The organism is Aeromicrobium sp. CnD17-E (assembly GCF_024124745.1).
Taxonomy (GTDB): domain Bacteria; phylum Actinomycetota; class Actinomycetes; order Propionibacteriales; family Nocardioidaceae; genus Aeromicrobium.
On record NZ_JAMXRU010000074.1, the window covers coordinates 1 to 15,610 of the forward strand.

19 protein-coding genes and 1 tRNA gene are annotated in these 15,610 nt (G+C 72.5%); 10 read left to right on the plus strand and 10 right to left on the minus strand.

What is annotated here, in order from left to right:
* Window positions 1-95: 95 nt before the first annotated feature.
* The gene (gene rarD / locus NH339_RS13135; protein ID WP_253026018.1) at window positions 96-1,007 is read right to left on the minus strand and encodes an EamA family transporter RarD; all 912 of its coding nucleotides are present in this window, start codon (window positions 1,005-1,007) and stop codon (window positions 96-98) included.
* Window positions 1,008-1,163: 156 nt separating this feature from the next.
* Here rarD and NH339_RS13140 point away from each other — a divergent pair, with 156 nt between their 5' ends.
* The 3 genes from NH339_RS13140 (at window position 1,164) to NH339_RS13150 (ending at window position 2,936) form a co-directional block, all read left to right on the plus strand.
* Window positions 1,164-1,748, plus strand: a complete 585-nt coding sequence (locus tag NH339_RS13140; protein ID WP_253026020.1) for a bifunctional 2-polyprenyl-6-hydroxyphenol methylase/3-demethylubiquinol 3-O-methyltransferase UbiG — start codon at window positions 1,164-1,166, stop codon at window positions 1,746-1,748.
* An 18-nt stretch (window positions 1,749-1,766) separates the two neighbouring features.
* On the plus strand, window positions 1,767-2,495 hold the full coding sequence (locus NH339_RS13145) for a TIGR02206 family membrane protein (RefSeq protein WP_253026022.1): 729 nt from the start codon (window positions 1,767-1,769) through the stop codon (window positions 2,493-2,495).
* Window positions 2,496-2,576: 81 nt separating this feature from the next.
* The gene (locus tag NH339_RS13150) at window positions 2,577-2,936 is read left to right on the plus strand and encodes a hypothetical protein (protein WP_253026024.1); all 360 of its coding nucleotides are present in this window, start codon (window positions 2,577-2,579) and stop codon (window positions 2,934-2,936) included.
* 79 nt (window positions 2,937-3,015) lie between these two features.
* Here the strand turns inward: NH339_RS13150 and NH339_RS13155 are convergent, their stop codons facing one another.
* From NH339_RS13155 to NH339_RS13165, 3 genes are all read right to left on the minus strand, one after another.
* Window positions 3,016-3,507 carry a YajQ family cyclic di-GMP-binding protein gene (locus NH339_RS13155; protein ID WP_253026026.1) on the minus strand — a complete coding sequence of 164 codons (492 nt, stop codon included), beginning with the start codon at window positions 3,505-3,507 and terminating at the stop codon, window positions 3,016-3,018.
* Window positions 3,508-3,600: 93 nt separating this feature from the next.
* Entirely contained in the window at window positions 3,601-4,086 is a 486-nt protein-coding gene (locus NH339_RS13160; RefSeq protein WP_253026028.1) for an SRPBCC domain-containing protein, read from the minus strand.
* A gap of 1 nt (window position 4,087) precedes the next feature.
* On the minus strand, window positions 4,088-4,462 hold the full coding sequence (locus NH339_RS13165) for a helix-turn-helix transcriptional regulator (RefSeq protein ID WP_253026030.1): 375 nt from the start codon (window positions 4,460-4,462) through the stop codon (window positions 4,088-4,090).
* A gap of 126 nt (window positions 4,463-4,588) precedes the next feature.
* Between NH339_RS13165 and NH339_RS13170 the strand changes: the two genes are divergently transcribed.
* Window positions 4,589-4,670 (plus strand) — tRNA-Tyr (locus NH339_RS13170).
* Window positions 4,671-4,760: 90 nt separating this feature from the next.
* Here NH339_RS13170 and NH339_RS13175 read toward each other — a convergent pair.
* Window positions 4,761-5,627 carry an alpha/beta fold hydrolase gene (locus NH339_RS13175; protein WP_253026032.1) on the minus strand — a complete coding sequence of 289 codons (867 nt, stop codon included), beginning with the start codon at window positions 5,625-5,627 and terminating at the stop codon, window positions 4,761-4,763.
* Between the two features lie 55 nt (window positions 5,628-5,682).
* Here NH339_RS13175 and NH339_RS13180 point away from each other — a divergent pair, with 55 nt between their 5' ends.
* Entirely contained in the window at window positions 5,683-6,048 is a 366-nt protein-coding gene (locus tag NH339_RS13180; protein ID WP_253026034.1) for a MerR family transcriptional regulator, read from the plus strand.
* 65 nt (window positions 6,049-6,113) lie between these two features.
* Window positions 6,114-7,718: an ATP-dependent DNA helicase RecQ gene (locus NH339_RS13185; RefSeq protein ID WP_253026036.1), complete on the plus strand. Its 1,605-nt coding sequence runs from the start codon at window positions 6,114-6,116 to the stop codon at window positions 7,716-7,718.
* A gap of 77 nt (window positions 7,719-7,795) precedes the next feature.
* Here NH339_RS13185 and ald read toward each other — a convergent pair whose 3' ends face one another.
* The gene (gene ald / locus NH339_RS13190) at window positions 7,796-8,911 is read right to left on the minus strand and encodes an alanine dehydrogenase (protein WP_253026048.1); all 1,116 of its coding nucleotides are present in this window, start codon (window positions 8,909-8,911) and stop codon (window positions 7,796-7,798) included.
* A 114-nt stretch (window positions 8,912-9,025) separates the two neighbouring features.
* On the opposite strand from ald, the gene NH339_RS13195 reads away from it, so the two are divergent.
* The 3 genes from NH339_RS13195 (at window position 9,026) to NH339_RS13205 (ending at window position 10,548) form a co-directional block, all read left to right on the plus strand.
* A complete protein-coding gene (locus tag NH339_RS13195; protein ID WP_253026050.1) occupies window positions 9,026-9,559 on the plus strand; it encodes an Lrp/AsnC family transcriptional regulator in 534 nt (177 codons plus the stop codon).
* A gap of 153 nt (window positions 9,560-9,712) precedes the next feature.
* The gene (locus tag NH339_RS13200) at window positions 9,713-10,105 is read left to right on the plus strand and encodes a hypothetical protein (RefSeq protein WP_253026052.1); all 393 of its coding nucleotides are present in this window, start codon (window positions 9,713-9,715) and stop codon (window positions 10,103-10,105) included.
* A 239-nt stretch (window positions 10,106-10,344) separates the two neighbouring features.
* A complete protein-coding gene (locus NH339_RS13205; protein WP_253026054.1) occupies window positions 10,345-10,548 on the plus strand; it encodes a DUF4177 domain-containing protein in 204 nt (67 codons plus the stop codon).
* A gap of 60 nt (window positions 10,549-10,608) precedes the next feature.
* On the opposite strand, the gene NH339_RS13210 is transcribed toward NH339_RS13205, so the two are convergent.
* The 4 genes from NH339_RS13210 to gabT all read right to left on the minus strand — a co-directional run bounded on the left by NH339_RS13210 (window position 10,609) and on the right by gabT (window position 14,999).
* Window positions 10,609-10,851, minus strand: a complete 243-nt coding sequence (locus NH339_RS13210; protein ID WP_253026056.1) for a hypothetical protein — start codon at window positions 10,849-10,851, stop codon at window positions 10,609-10,611.
* 40 nt (window positions 10,852-10,891) lie between these two features.
* Window positions 10,892-12,307, minus strand: a complete 1,416-nt coding sequence (locus NH339_RS13215; protein ID WP_253026064.1) for an aldehyde dehydrogenase family protein — start codon at window positions 12,305-12,307, stop codon at window positions 10,892-10,894.
* Window positions 12,308-12,393: 86 nt separating this feature from the next.
* Window positions 12,394-13,638 (minus strand): Glu/Leu/Phe/Val dehydrogenase, encoded by a 1,245-nt coding sequence (locus NH339_RS13220; protein ID WP_253026058.1) that lies wholly within the window; start codon window positions 13,636-13,638, stop codon window positions 12,394-12,396.
* Between the two features lie 23 nt (window positions 13,639-13,661).
* Window positions 13,662-14,999: a 4-aminobutyrate--2-oxoglutarate transaminase gene (gene gabT, locus NH339_RS13225; RefSeq protein ID WP_253026060.1), complete on the minus strand. Its 1,338-nt coding sequence runs from the start codon at window positions 14,997-14,999 to the stop codon at window positions 13,662-13,664.
* A 140-nt stretch (window positions 15,000-15,139) separates the two neighbouring features.
* On the opposite strand from gabT, the gene NH339_RS13230 reads away from it, so the two are divergent.
* Window positions 15,140-15,610, plus strand: a 471-nt coding sequence (locus NH339_RS13230) for a LysR family transcriptional regulator (RefSeq protein WP_253026062.1), incomplete at its 3' end; no start/stop codon positions are given.

Here is a 15,610-nt window from a genome sequence, read left to right on the forward strand (position 1 = left end):
TGCTGGCCGACCTGCCCGACGTGCCGGCCCGCCGCGCCCTCGAGGCGCTCTGCGACAGCCTGGCCGACCGGGTCGCCTGACCGCCGCGCCGCCGCTCAGGCGGTGACGACCGGCCGCGGTGCTCGACGTCGGCTCGTGATCGCGTCGACGGTGAAGATCACGAGCGCCGCCCAGACGAGCGCGAACCCGATCCAGCGCGCCGTGCTCATGGCCTCGTGGAACACGAACAGCCCGAGCAGGAACTGGATGAACGGGCCGAGGTACTGCAGCAGGCCGATCGTCGTGAGCGAGAGCCGGGTGGCGGCGGCGGCGAACATCAGCAGCGGGATGGCCGTCACGACGCCGGTACCGGCCAGCAGGGCGGCGTTGCCGGCCCCCGCGTGCCCGAACGTGAGGTCGCCGCGGAGCTGCAGGACGAGGAGGAACGCGAGCGCGAACGGCGCGAGGATCAGCGTCTCCATGCCGAGCCCCTCGAACGCGCCGAGCGAGGCCCGCTTCTTGAGGAAGCCGTACGTGGCGAACGAGCCGGCGACGAGCAGCGCGATCCACGGCAGGCGTCCGTAGTCGACGGTGAGGACGACGACGGCGACGAACCCGATGCCGACGGCGACCCACTGCGCGGGCCGCAGCGTCTCCTTGAGCACGAGCACGCCGAGCAGCACGGTGACGAGCGGGTTGATGAAGTAGCCGAGCGACGTCTCGATGACGTGCCCGTTCGTGACGCCCCAGATGAACCCGCCCCAGTTGAGGGCGATGGTCACCGACGCGAGCGCGAGGAAGAGCATGAGCGTGCGGTCGCGGGCGATGTCGCGGAAGCGGCCCCAGCGTCGGGTGACGCCGATGAGCACGAGCACGAACGCCAGCGACCAGACGATGCGGTGCGCGAGCACCTCCAGCGGTCCCGCCGGCTCCAGCAGCGGCCAGTAGAGCGGGAAGAGCCCCCAGCAGAGGTACGCCCCGATCCCGTACGGCAACCCGCTCCCGGTCCGCTCCTCCACCTCCGCCACCAGCGCAGCCTAGGCCCGCCGCCAGTGCGCGTTTGCGTGGGGCCCCACGCAAACGTGCGGTTGGGGCGGATGTTCGCGGTGGGGGGAGCGGGTTTGGGTGGGGCCCCACGCAAACGCCCCTGCTCGGCGAGGGTCGACCTGCGCGACCATGGACCCATGCCGACGCCGCGCTGGTTCACCGACACCGACGAGAACCACTCCACGTGGTACCGCGACCGCTTCCGCGACCTCGCGGCGGAGGGGGCCGACCTGGAGGGGGAGGCGCGTCTCGTCGACGCGCTGGCGCCGCGCGGCTCCCGCGTGCTCGACGCCGGGTGCGGTGCCGGGCGGCTGGGCGGGACCCTGCACCGACGCGGCCACGACGTCACCGGCGTCGACGCCGACGAGGTGCTCGTCGCCGAGGCCCGCGCCAGGCGTCCTGGCCCGACCTGGCTGGTCGCCGACCTGCTCGACGTCGACCTCGGCGCGACGTTCGACGTCGTCGTCACGGCGGGCAACGTGATGGTCTTCCTCGCGCCCGGCACGGAGCAGCGGGTGGTCGCGAACCTCGCCCGCCACGTGGCCGACGACGGTGCGCTCGTGCTCGGCTTCCGGCTCGACCGCCACTACGGACTCGCCGACCTCGACGACCACCTCGCGGCCGCCGGGTTCGCGGTGGAGCAACGCTTCTCCACGTGGGACCTGCGGCCGCTCGGCGAGGGCGCCGACTTCGCGGTCACGATCGCCCGCCGCGCCACCTGACCGGGCTACGCTGCGCGCGTGGACATCGACGGCACCACGCTGCTGGCCTCGGGCGACTTCCAGGCGTACGGCACGAGCCACCTGGTCGTCCTCGCGCTGTTCGCGATCGGCCTGGTCCCGGTGGTGCTCCTCGGGCGTCGGGTCCGTGGCACGACCGCGGAGGCGACGACGAGCCGGGTGCTGGCGCTCGGCATCGTGGCCGTCACCGTCCCGCTGCAGGTGCTGCAGCTCCTGCCCGACGAGTGGAACCCGCGCACGTCCCTGCCGTTCCAGCTGTGCGACCTCGCGTGGATGTTCGCGGTGCACGCGCTGTGGACGCGCTCGCGCCTGACCTCCACCGTCACCTACCTGTGGGGGCTCACGCTGACGACGCAGGGCATGGCCACGCCCGACCTGTCGTCGAACTGGCCCGAGCCGCGCTTCATCATGTTCTGGGCCATGCACGTGCTGATCGTGTGGGCGGCGGTGTACCTCGTCGTCGGACTGCGCGTGCTGCCGACGTGGGCGACCTACCGCCGCACGGTGGTGGTCACGTTGGTCTGGGCGGCGTCGGTGATGACCTACAACGCGCTGATGGACACCAACTACGGCTACCTCAACGGCAAGCCGAACCGGGCGTCGCTGCTCGACGTGCTCCCGGCGTGGCCCTGGTACGTGGCGGTCGAGATCGTCGTGGTCGCCGCGGTCTGGGCGCTGCTGGTGTGGCCGTGGACGCGAGGGAGGGTGGCCGCTCGGGCGGCTGCGTGAGAACGCTCTCATCCGTTCGTCATGCGGTTCTCACGGTTCGTCGGTTCGATGAGGGCCATCCACCGAACGAAGGAGCTCTCCATGACGACCCTGCGCGCCCTCGCCGCGACCACCACTGCCCTCGTCCTCGCGCTCGGCGTGAGCGCCTGCGGCTCGGACGACGATGACGACGACGTCCGTCCCGCCGCGACGTCGGCCCCGGCGGCCACGGCCGACGCCTCGACCTCCGCCGCACCGCTCGACGGCCCGGTCGACGACGCCGCCCTGCGCAGCGAGCTGGAGAAGATCGCGCTCGACGAGGTCGGCGAGGGCCGGGTCACGGACGTCGAGTACAGCGACGACCGCGACCACGCCTACGAGGTCGAGGTCGACCTCGGCAACGACGACGACGTCACCGTCGAGATCGCCGAGGACAAGTCGGTCGTGCGCGTCGATCGCTGACACCCGCGTCGCACCCCGCGCAGCAGAGCGCCCCCGTCGGACCTGGTCCGGCGGGGGCGCTGCGTCGCGCGGCGGTGCGTCAGCGGTAGTTGACGAACTGCAGCGGGAAGTCGAGATCGGCACCCTTGAGCAGTGCGATGACCTCCTGCAGGTCGTCGCGCTTCTTGCTGGTGACGCGCAGCTCGTCGCCCTGCACCTGCACCTTGACGCCCTTCGGACCCTCGTCGCGGATCAGCTTGGAGACCTTCTTGGCCTGCTCGGTGCTGATGCCCTGGCTGAAGCTGCCGTTGATCTTGACGTCCTTGCCGCTCTGGCGCGGGTCGCCGGTCTCGAGCGCCTTGAGGCTGATGCCGCGCTTGATGAGCTTCTCCTTGAACACCTCGAGGACGGCGAGGGCCCGCTCGTCGGCGTTGGCCGTGATCTCGATGCCCTCCTCGCCCTTCCACTCCAGCAGGGCCCCGGTGTTCTTGAAGTCGTAGCGCGTGGAGATCTCCTTCATCGCCTGGTTGAGCGCGTTGTCGGCCTCCTGGCGATCGAGCTTGCTGACGATGTCGAACGAGGAGTCGGCCACGGGTTCTCTCCTGGTGGGTGTCGGGACGGCGAAGGGGTGGGACCCGCAGGTCCCACCCCTCAGCCTAGGCGCTCGTCCGCGCCCGGTCGTCGCTCAGGCGGCGAGCAGCACGTCGATCTGGTCGATCGCCAGGCGGCTGCCCTCCTCGACGCCCATGTCGATGACCTGCTGCAGTGCCTCGAGCGTCGCGTAGGTCGACGTGTAGACGGCGCGCGTGCCGCCGTCGATCGGCTCGAAGCGGTAGGTGTTGGTCGAGACCGGCATGCCCTCGACGGGCTGGAGGTCGTCGTCGGCGAACCCGTCGCGGAAGTCGAAGCCGTGCGGGGCGTCGACGGCGGTCACCTCCCACCAGCCGCCGAAGCGCTGTCCCTCGGGGCCGGTCATGTAGTAGGTGATCCTGCCGCCCTCGCTGAGGTCGTGGTCGACGAAGGTGGCGGGGAAGGAGGGCGGTCCCCACACCCGCTCGAGCTGGCGCGGGTCGGCGTAGATGCCGAACACCCGCTCGACGGGTGCGGCGAACTCGGCGGTGATGGTCAGCGTGCGCTGGTCCAGGTCCTTCTGGACGTCGGTGACGGGCATGTCAGGTCTCCTCCGGGGTGGGTGCGGTGGCGTGCTGGGGGTCGTCGGGCGGGCTGAGCAGGAGGTCGTCGATGCGCGCGACGCGTCCGCGCCACACGTGCTCGAGCTCGTCGAGCAGCGTGCCGACGGATCGGACGGCCTCGACGTCGCCGCTCGCGAGCGCCTCGCGGCCGACCCGTCGCTTGGTGACGAGGCCGGCGCGCTCGAGCACCGCGACGTGCTTCTGCACGGCCGCGAAGCTCATGGGGTAGCGCTCGGCGAGGGTGCTCACGGAGTGCTCGCCGGCCAGGACGCGGCGCAGGATGTCGCGTCGGGTCCGGTCGGCCAGGGCGTGGAACAGGGCGTCGGCCCGGTCCTCGTCCTGCTCGCTGCTCATGACGACAACCTACAACCATATGGTTGTAGGTTGTCAACCCCTCGGCAGGACGGATCCGGTTGGGTGGCGGCGTGCCGCCTGCGGTATGGTTTCTCGTCGTTGCCCACCTCGGTGGTCGACACCCTTGGCAGGTTGCCCGAGCGGCCAAAGGGAGCTGACTGTAAATCAGCCGGCATTGCCTTCAGAGGTTCGAATCCTCTACCTGCCACAGCGCCAGACGCTGGAACCGACGGCCCCGTCGGGCGAGAGCCCGCCGGGGCCGTCGGGTTCTCCGGGCCCTTCCGCGACGCCGGTGCGGTCATCCGACCTGATCGAGCCAGCGCCTGAGGTCGGCGGCGAGGAGGTCCGGCGCCTCGAGCGGCACCAGGTGGCCGGCTCCGTCGACCGTGAGCACGTCGACGGTGCCCGGGAGCCGGTGCGCGAGCTCGGTCGCCTGCGCCAGCGGGATCCACGGGTCGTGCTCGCCCCACCCGACGCGCACCGGGCAGCGCGTTCGGCCGAGCCGCTCGGCGACCGGCCGCGTGTGGGCGGGGTCCAGCTGCGCGACCTGCGCGTAGAAGGCGCGCTGGCCGTGCGGGGTGGTCCACGGGGCGACGAGCTCGTCCACCTGTCGCGCGTCGAGCGACCCGGCGACGGCGCCCGCGACGTACTCGCGCACCAGTGCCGCGTGGAGCGTCCCGGGCAGGGCGGCGAACACGTCCTCGTGCGTCGCGACCAGCCGGAAGAACGGCGAGCCCCACGGGTCGAGCGTGACGACGTCGAGCAGGTACAGCGACGCGAGCACCGACCCCTCGAGCAGGTGGGCCCCGAGGGCGACAGCGCCCCCGACGTCGTGGGCGACGACGTGCGGGGCCCTCAGGTCCCAGTGCCGCAGGAGCGCCGCGAGCCGACGTCGCTGTGCCTCGAGGTCGACCACCGGGTCCTGCCCGGGGGGACCCGTGGGGATCGAGGCGCCGTAGCCGGGCATGTCCCACAGCAGCACGCGGTGCGTCGCCGCGAGCGCGTGCGCGACGGGCGCCCACACCGCTGCCGACCACGGAGTGCCGTGGCACAGGACGACGTCGCCGACGGGCTCGCCCCGTGACGGCTCGAGGACGTAGGTGGCGACGCGGACCCCGTCGAGGTCGACGTACCGCGGTGCTGGAAGACGGCCGGGAGGGGACATGCGTCGCACGCTAGGACTTCAGGTCGACCTGAAGTCAAGGTGGCACGATGGTCCTGTGAGAGTCGGAGCAGCCGCCGAGCGGGTCGGCGTCGCAGCCCACGTCCTGCGGCACTGGGAGGACGAGGGCGTTGTCGTGCCCGACCGCACGCCTGCCGGGCACCGCGTCTACACCGACGAGCACCTGCACCGTCTCGAGATCGTCCGGTCGTGCCAGCGCGTCGGCCTGCGCCTGTGGCAGATCCGGCTGGTCCTGCACCGCGACGCGCAGGGGCGGGACGACGTCATCGCGCAGCACCTCGAGCACCTGCGGCGCCAGAGGGCCGAGCTCGACGCGGCCGAGGCCTTCCTCACCCACGTGCTCACCTGCGAGCACGACCTGATGAGCCGGTGCGAGCGCTGCTCGGCCTATCCGCGCGCCTGACGCCGGCGGGTCGCTGACGTCGGCGTCGAGGGGCGGGCCCGCCCGACCCGACCTACCGTCGACCCATGACGGGGACGACGCCTTGCACGCACGACGACATCGCCCGCCAGTTCGGCGTGGAGCACCTCGAGGACTGGCAGGCCGACGCGATCGACGCGGTGTGCTCGGGGCGTGACACGGTCGTGCTCGCCCCGACCGGGTCGGGCAAGTCGCTGGTCTACCTCGTCGCCGGACGGTGCGCGGGCGGCTGGACGCTGGTGGTGTCGCCGCTGCTGGCGCTGCAGGCCGACCAGCAGGCGCACGCCGAGCAGGCCGAGGGGATCCGCGCCGAGCGCCTCGACGGCTCGGTGCGGGGGCGGAGGCGTCAGGCGCTGCTCGACGACGTCGCGGGCTGCTCCGTCGACTACCTCTACCTCTCGCCCGAGCAGCTGGCCAACGACGAGGTCGCCGACGCGCTCGCCGCCTGCCCTCCCGGGCTGGTCGTGGTGGACGAGGCGCACTGCGTGTCGGAGTGGGGGCACGACTTCCGGCCCGACTACCTCCGCCTGGGCGACCTCGTCTCGCGGCTCGACGAGACGGGCGGGGACGGCCCCGACGGTGAGGGTGCGGGCCGACCGGTTCGCCTGGCGCTGACCGCCACGGCCGCGCCGCCCGTGCTCGAGTCGATCTCCGGGCGGCTCGGCATGCACGACCCGACCCTGGTCTCGACGTCGATCGTCCGGCCGACCCTGGAGCTGCGGGTCCGGCAGGCGTCCGACGACGAGGCGGTGCGTCGTCAGGTGCTCGAGTGCGTGGCCGACGGCGCGGCTCTCGTCTACACGCGCACGCGGCGGGCTGCGGAGGAGGTGGCGGACCTGCTGGTCGCGGACGGGCGCGACGCCGCGGCGTACCACGCCGGCCTGTCCCGCAGGCGCCGCCAGGAGGTGCAGGACGCCTTCTTCGCCGACGAGGTCGAGGTCGTCGTGGCGACGTCGGCGTTCGGGATGGGCATCGACAAGCCCGACGTCCGCTCGGTGGTGCACGCGGGGGCGCCGGCGTCGGTCGACACCTACGTGCAGGAGGCCGGCCGTGCCGGGCGCGACGGCGAGCCTGCCGTCGCCACCCTCGTGCACCGCCCCGAGGACCGCGCGCTCGGACGGTTCTTCGCCGCCGCGGTGCCGAAGCGGAGCACGGTCTCGAAGGTGCTGCGCGCGGCGCGCGACGTCGGCACCGATCCGCGTGACGTCGCGGAGTCCGCCGGCGTGGGTCGGCCCACGGCGGCACGGGTGCTGAACCTCCTCGACCCCGACGAGGCCCTCGACGACGTCAGGCCCCGGCAGCTGGTCGAGCGCGCGGAGGAGCGGCGTCGACTCGAGGAGTCACGGGTCGAGATGGTGCGCGAGTACGCGGAGACCCGACGCTGCCGCTGGTCGTGGGTCGCGGGCTACTTCGGCCAGCAGGCCGACGACTGCGGTGTCTGCGACCGCTGCCTCGGCGGCGTCGTCGAGTCCGCGGACGCGGGCACCCACGGCGCCCACCTGGAGCACCCGACCTTCGGCCCGGGCGCGGTGGTCGACGCCGACGCCGAGCACCTCACGGTCCTGTTCGACCACGAGGGCTACAAGACGCTCTCCCGCGACTTCGTGGAGCGCTCCGACCTGCTGGACGAGCCCGAGCCCGAGCCCGCCTGAGCCGGCCCCCCGTTTCGGAACGTCATCGCCCCTTCTCGCGACGAAAAGGGGCGATGACGTTCCGAATCGGGGAGGGTCTAGGCCAGCGCCTCCTCGAGCGACGCCGGGGTGAGTCCGTGGGCCTCGGCGACGGGGACGTTGGTCACCGAGCCGGCATGGGTGTTGAGGCCCAGGGCGAGGCTGGCGTCGGCGCGCAGCGCGTCGCGCCAGCCCCGGTCGGCGAGCGCCACCGTGTACGGCAGCGTCGCGTTGGTCAGCGCGTAGGTCGACGTGTGCGGGACCGCGCCGGGCATGTTCGCCACGCAGTAGAACGTCGAGCCGTGCACCGTGAAGGTGGGGTCGTCGTGCGTGGTCGGGCGCGTGTCCTCGAAGCAGCCGCCCTGGTCGACGGCGATGTCGACGAGCACCGACCCCGGCTTCATCTGCGCGACGAGGTCGTTGCTGACCAGCTTCGGGGCGGCCGCACCGGCGACCAGGACCGCGCCGATGACGAGGTCGGCCTGGCGGACCTGCTCCTCCAGCACGTACGTCGAGGACGCGAGCCCGTGCACCTGGTTGTTGTAGCGCCAGAACGACATGCGCAGCTTCTCGAGGTCGGTGTCGAGGAGGGTGACGTCGGCGCCCATGCCGAGCGCGATGTTGGCGGCGTTCTGGCCGGAGACGCCCGCGCCGATGATCACGACCTTGGCGTTGGCGACGCCGCCCACGCCGCCCAGCAGCACGCCGCGTCCGCCCTGCGCCTTGAGCAGCGAGTGCGCGCCGACCTGCGGGGCGAGGCACCCGGCCACCTCCGACATCGGGTACAGCAGCGGGAGGCCGCCGCTCGGCAGCTGCACGGTCTCGTAGGCGATGCCGGTGGTGCCGGCCTCGACGAGCGCCTCGGTGAGGGGACGGTCGGCTGCGAGGTGCAGGTAGGTGAAGAGGGTCAGGTCGTCGCGCAGCAGCGGGTACTCCGACGCGATGGGCTCCTTGACCTTGAGCACCATCTCGGCCTCGCCCCAGACGTCCTCCGCGCGGTCGAGGAGGCGTGCGCCCGCCCGCTCGTACTCCTCGTCGGTGATCGACGAGCCAAGACCTGCGCCCTTCTGCACGTGCACGTCGTGCCCGTGGGCCACGAGCTCGTGGACGCCCACGGGCGTGAGGGCCACGCGGTACTCGTGGTTCTTGACTTCCTTCGGCACTCCGACGCGCATGGCACTCCTTCGACGATCGACTGGTGGTGACCATCCTGGGGATTCCTGTCCCGGGTCGGAGAAAAGTCCGCACGATCGTCGAGATGGGGCGCCGGTGCCGACTATCGTTCGTCCATGGCTGGTGTCTCGGGCGGTCCGTCGAACGGCTCGGGAACGAGCGCGACCGGCGCGCGCGCCGTCACGCTCGACGACATCGACCGTCGACTCCTCGACGTGCTCGCCGATGACGCCCGCGTTCCGAACAACGTGCTCGCCGAGCGGGTCGGCATCGCGCCCTCGACGTGCTCGCTGCGTCTGCGCCGCCTGGTGTCGAGCGGGGTGGTCCGCGGCTTCCACGCCGACCTCGACCCGGCTGCCGTCGGCCGGCCGATCCAGGCGATGATCGCCGTGCGGCTGCAGCCGGCGGCCCGCGCCGACATCGGGACGGTCGCGCCCCGGCTCGCCGCCCTCCCCGGCGTGCTCAACGTCTTCTTCCTCTCCGGCGACGACGACTTCCTCATCCAGGTGGCGCTCCCGTCGCCGGACGCCCTGCGCGCCTTCGTCATCGACCACCTCAGCGCCTCGCGGGAGTTCACGTCGACCGAGACGAGCCTGGTGTTCGAGCACGTGCGCGGGTCGGCGTCGACGTGGGACGTCCGTCCCGTCTGAGCTCCTGGATCTTGACGGTCGACGTGAGTTTGGTCTGCCATCACACTGGACCATGGGACTGCGCGCGATGCGCTTGAAGTTGCAGAGGATGTCGGGGCGGGCGACGACCGCTGCGCGACGATGTCCGTTCAATCAGCCGATGGTGCAACCGTCATGGCGAGCGAAGCGGTCGGGGGATACAAGACCTTGACGCTCGACTCACCGACGTTCACGGCGAGCGACTCTCAGGGGAGGTTCACGGCGCAGGTCCGTTACGCCAACTCCAAGCTTCCCGTCCAGTTCCACTTCAGGCTCTCGAGCGGTCTGAGAGCGGTGGCTGTCGGTGGTGTGACCGCCGTGGGAAGGAGAACACCGGTGAACTGCACCTACGACAAGCGGGGCGTAGGAGCGGGTTACGAGTTCCACTGGAGCTGCTCGAGTCACAGCAAGAACACGAAGTACGACTGGCGAGGGACGTATGCCTTCGACGTCAACGTCGGCGGTAGGACGGGAAGGGCCGTCGTGGCCAACCGCTTCGGATACGTCGTGACGACGGTACGAGGGTAGAGTCGTCGATGCTCAGCTGGCCGACTGGACGGTAAGGGTTGCCACGGGTCCCGCGAGGGAGAAGGTTCCAGAAGTAGACCCCGGGCCTCCGCCAGCCATCCGTCCCATCGACTGGGCCGAAACGCGCACCCCGGGATTCGCCGGATCTTCGTCCGTTCGGCCACGCCCGGACCCCTGGCAGCGGTAGACATCCGCTGAGGACCGCGACCGTCGCGCTCCCGCGACGAGAGGTGTCGACGATGAACTACGTGGTCCTGCAGGTGACGCTCAAGGAGAAGCTGCTCAGCTCGAGGTCGGGGAACCTCGCCGAGCTCGAGAACGCGATCAACGCGCAGGCCGCGAAGGGCTACCGCCTGCACACGATCACCACCGCCTCCGCCGAGAGCGGTGGTTTCGGTGGTGGCGACCGCATCCAGGCGACGATGGTGTTCGAGAAGCTCTGATCGCGGCGTCGGTCCGCCGGTCCGACTCGTCGGCCTGCAGTCGGACGTCCGCCGACCCGCCTACCCGCCGCGCTGCTGGGTGGCGACGGTGAGCGACTCCGCCTCGTCCTCCAGCACGTGGTCGTCCGGGTCGTCGCCGACCCGGTCGCGCAGGTCGGCGGCGGAGACGATCTCGAGGGCTCCCTCGTCGTCGCCTCCGTCCACGACCCTGACCTCGCCCTCGACGAGGCCGAGGAAGCAGTCCGGCGACGCGGCGAGGAGGTTGCGGAGGTGGCGTGGGGTGACGGTCTGCGGTGCGCTCATGCCTGCATCGTTCCCCGCCACGCCGGCGTGAATCGTCGGGTCAGCCCGGCCAGTCGACGCTGAGGTACTGCGTCTCGGTGTACTCCGCCAGTCCCTCGCGGGCGCCCTCGCGGCCGAGGCCGCTCTGCTTCACGCCGCCGAACGGGGCGGAGGGGTCGGAGACGAGTCCGCGGTTCACGCCGACCATGCCGGCGTCGAACGCCTCGCCGAGGCGGATCGCGCGCTGCAGGTCGCGGGAGAAGACGTAGGAGGCCAGCCCCATCTCGCTCGCGTTCACGAGGGCGAGCAGCTCCTCGTCGGTGCGCCACGTGACGATCGGCGCGACCGGACCGAACAGCTCGTGGTCGAGGATCGCGGCGTCGGCGGGGACGTCGACCAGCACGGTCGGCGCGAAGAAGTGGCCCGGTGCGTCGGGGACGGGTGCCTGGTGGCTGATCCGGGCCCCGGCGACCACGGCGTCGGCGACCACGTCGGCGAGCGTCTCGACGGCGGCCGCGGAGATCAGCGGACCGACCGCCGCGCCCGACCGAGCGGGGCCGACCGTCAGCTGCTCGACCTCGGCGCCGAGGCGCTCGACGAACGCGTCGACGACGTCGGCGTGCACGTAGAAGCGGTTCGCGGCCGTGCAGGCCTGCCCGCCGCCGCGGAACTTGGCGACCATCGCCCCGGCCACGGCAGCCTCGAGGTCGGCGTCGTCGGCCACGACGAACGGCGCGTTGCCGCCCAGCTCCATCGAGGCGTTGACGACGCGCTCGGCCGCCTGCCCCAGCAGGATCGAGCCCACCCGGGTGGATCCCGTGAACGAGATCTTGCGGACGCGCGGGTCGGCCAGCCAGTGGCCGACGACGCCTGCCGCGTCGGTGGTGGGGACGACGTTGACGACGCCGTCGGGCACGCCGGCCTCCGCGAGCAGACGGGCGACCGCCAGCGCGGTCAGCGGCGTCTCGGCCGCCGGCTTGAGCACGACGGTGCAGCCGGCGGCGAGCGCCGGCGCGATCTTCCGGGTGGCCATCGCCGCGGGGAAGTTCCAGGGCGTCACGAGCGCAGCCACGCCGACCGGGCGGTGCGTGACGATCGTGCGCGTGCCGCCGGCCGGGGAGGAGCCGTAGGCGCCGTGCGGGCGCACCGCCTCCTCCGCGAACCAGCGGAAGAACTCGGCCGCGTACACGACCTCGCCGCGCGCGTCGGGGAGCGACTTCCCGTTCTCGCTGACGATCAGCGCGGCGAGGCGGTCGACGTCGCGGTGCATCAGCTCGAAGGCACGGTGCAGCACGACCGACCGCTCGCGCGGCGCCGTGCGGCGCCAGGTGACGAGGGCGGCCTCCGCCGCGTCGACCGCGGCGGTCGCGTCGGCGACGTCGCCGTCGGACACCTGCGCCACGACCGTCAGGTCGGCCGGGTCGACGACGTCGAAGGTGCCGTTGCCGCCCGTGCGCCACTGCCCGGCGACCAGCACGCCGCTGCCGGGGTCGATGAGGTGCAGGTCGAGGCCGGACAGGTCGGGCTGGGAGAGGTCGGGCTCGGGCAGGTCGGTACGGGAGCTCACGGGTAGAGGCCTCTCTGGAGGTGGGCGTCGGCGACGCGCTTGACGGCCAGGCTCGTGGCGGCCGCGCGCAGCGTCAGGTCGAGGGACCGGGAGTGCTCGAGCACGTGCTGCCAGGCCGCGGTCATCCGGTCGGCGAGGCGTCCCTCGACCTCCTCCTCGGTCCACCAGTACGCCTGGTTGGCCTGCACCCACTCGAAGTAGGAGACGATCACGCCACCCGCGTTCGCGAGGATGTCGGGCACGACCACGACGCCGCGCTCGGCGAGCACCGCGTCGGCCTCGGCCGTCGTCGGGCCGTTGGCCCCCTCGACGACGAGCCGCGCCCGGACGCGCTCGGCGTTGCCGCCGTGGATCACGCCCTCGACCGCGGCCGGCACCAGCAGGTCGACGTCGAGCTCCAGCAGCTCGGCGTTCTCGATCGGCTCGGCACCGGCGAACCCGACGACGGACCCCGTCGCGTCGACGTGCGCCTCGAGCGCGGCGACGTCGAGCCCGTCGGCGTGCTGCACGCCGCCGTACTGGTCGCTCACCGCACGCACGGTCACGCCGGCGTCGGCGAGGAAGCGGGCAGCCCCGCGCCCGACCTTGCCGAAGCCCTGCACGGCGGCCGTCGCGGCACGGGGGTCGAGGCCGACGTGGGCGAGCGCCTGCAGCGCCACGATGACCACCCCGCGCGACGTGGCCGACGCTCGCCCGAGCGACCCGCCCAGGCTGATCGGCTTGCCGGTCACGACGCCGAGCACGGTGTGGCCGAAGTTCACCGAGTAGGTGTCCATCATCCAGGCCATGGTCTGCTCGTCCGTGCCGACGTCGGGGGCCGGGATGTCGTGCGCCGGACCGATCAGCGGGGCGATCTCCGACGTGTAGCGCCGCGTGACGCGCTCCAGCTCCGCTGCCGAGTAGTGACGCGGGTCGATGGCCACGCCGCCCTTCGCGCCGCCGTACGGCACGTCGAGCAGCGCGCACTTCCAGGTCATCCACATGGCGAGCGCACGCACCTCGTCGAGGTTCACGTCGGGTGCGTACCGCAGGCCGCCCTTGCCGGGGCCGCGGGAGTAGTTGTGCTGCACGCGGTGGCCGGTGATGACCTCGACGCTGCCGTCGTCGCGGCGCAGCGGGATGCTCACCGTGATCTCGCGGCGCGGGGCGGCGAGCAGCTCGTACATGCCCTCGTCGAGGCCGAGCAGGTCGATCGCCTCGCGCAGCTGCGAGCGGGCGTCGTCGAGCGGGTTTCCGGTCACGGGGGGCTCCTGGGTCGAGGTGGTCACTGGGCCGCGCCCACCAGCGTGGAGGCGAAGGCCGCCTCGAGCACGTCGAGCCCCTCGCCGAGCAGCGTGTCGTCGATGGCCAGCGGCGGCAGGAGGCGCAGCACGTTGCCGTAGGTACCGCAGGTGAGCACGATGACGCCCTCGGCGTGCGCCGCCGCCGACACCGCGCGTGCGAGGTCGGGGTCGGGCTCGGTGGTGCCCGGGCGGACGAGCTCGACGGCGATCATCGCTCCGCGTCCGCGTACGTCGCCCACCCGTGCGTCGCGCGCCTGCAGGGCGTGCAGGCGCTCCTTCAGGAGCGCCTCCATCGCACGGGCCCGCTCGACCAGACCGTCCTGCTCGACGGTCTCGATCGCGGCGAGCGCCGCCGCGCAGGCCAGGGGGTTGCCGCCGTACGTGCCGCCGAGGCCGCCGGCGTGCGGTGCGTCCATGATCTCGGCGCGGCCGGTCACGGCCGAGAGCGGCAGACCGCCCGCGATGCCCTTGGCGGTCACGACGAGGTCGGGCACGACCCCCTCGCGGTCGCAGGCGAAGAGGTCGCCCGTGCGGGCGAAACCGGTCTGCACCTCGTCGGCCACGAAGACGACGCCGTTCTCGCGGCACCAGCCGGCCAGGGCGGGCAGGAAGCCGGGGGCGGGCTCGATGAAGCCGCCCTCGCCCTGGATGGGCTCGACGACGACCGCGGCCACGTTGACCGCGCCGACCTGCTTCTCGACCACGTCGAGCGCGCGTGCCGCGGCGGTCGCACCGTCGAGGCCGCCGTCGCGGAAGGGGTACGACAGCGGTGCCCGGTACACCTCGGAGGCGAACGGCCCGAAGCCCTGCTTGTACGGCATCGACTTCGCCGTCATGGCCATCGTCAGGTTCGTCCGCCCGTGGTAGGCGTGGTCGAAGACGACCACCGCCTGGCGGCCGGTGTGCGCGCGGGCGATCTTCACCGCGTTCTCGACGGCCTCGGCGCCGGAGTTGAACAGCGCGGAGCGCTTCTCGTGGTCGCCGGGGGTGAGGCGGTTGAGGGCCTCGGCGACGGCGACGTAGCCCTCGTACGGCGTCACCATGAAGCAGGTGTGGGTGAACGCGGCGACCTGCTCCTGCACGGCCGCGACCACGCGCGGCGCGCTGTTGCCGACCGTCGTCACGGCGATGCCCGACCCGAGGTCGATGAGGCTGTTGCCGTCGACGTCGACGACGACGCCCCCGCCGGCCTGGGCCGCGAAGACCGGCATCGTCGTGCCCACGCCGCCCGCGACGGCCGCGCTCTTGCGGGCCATCAGCTCCCGCGACCGCGGTCCGGGGAGCGGGGTGGTGAGGTGACGTCTCTGGGGCACGGACATGGCGGGTCCTCTCGCGGTCGGCCTGACGGTTCCAGGCGTGCTGCCGTGGATGCGGCGTGCCCAGTCTCGACCGGTGCTACCCATGCCGTCCAATGCCGATCGACGATCACATCCATGCCTGCTGCGCATAGGATGGCGTCATGGAGCTGCGGACGCTGGCGTCCTTCGTCGCCGTGGTCGACGCGGGCACCGTGAGCGCGGCCGCCGAGCGGGTGCGCGTCACGCAGCCGGCCCTCTCGCGCCAGCTCCGCCAGCTCGAGCGCGAGCTCGGCGTCGACCTGTTCGAGCGGGTGGCCGGACGGCTCGTGCTGTCCGCCGCCGGACGCAGCCTCCTGCCGCTGGCCCGTGACGTGCTGGCCTCGGCGGAGACGCTGCGCACCGCCGCCCGCGTGCAGGCCGAGGGCGGCCTCGACCGGGTCACCATCGCGGCGCCGGCGACGACCCTCGCCGACGTCGTCTCGCCGTTCCTCGCCAGCCTGCGCGACGACGACCCCACGCCCTCCGTGGTCGAGACGGCCGCGCTCGACGTCGACGACGCGATGCGCCGAGGTGCCGACCTCGTGGTCACCACCCGCCGCCCGCGCCGTCCGCTCCGCTCCGCGGCGCTGCCC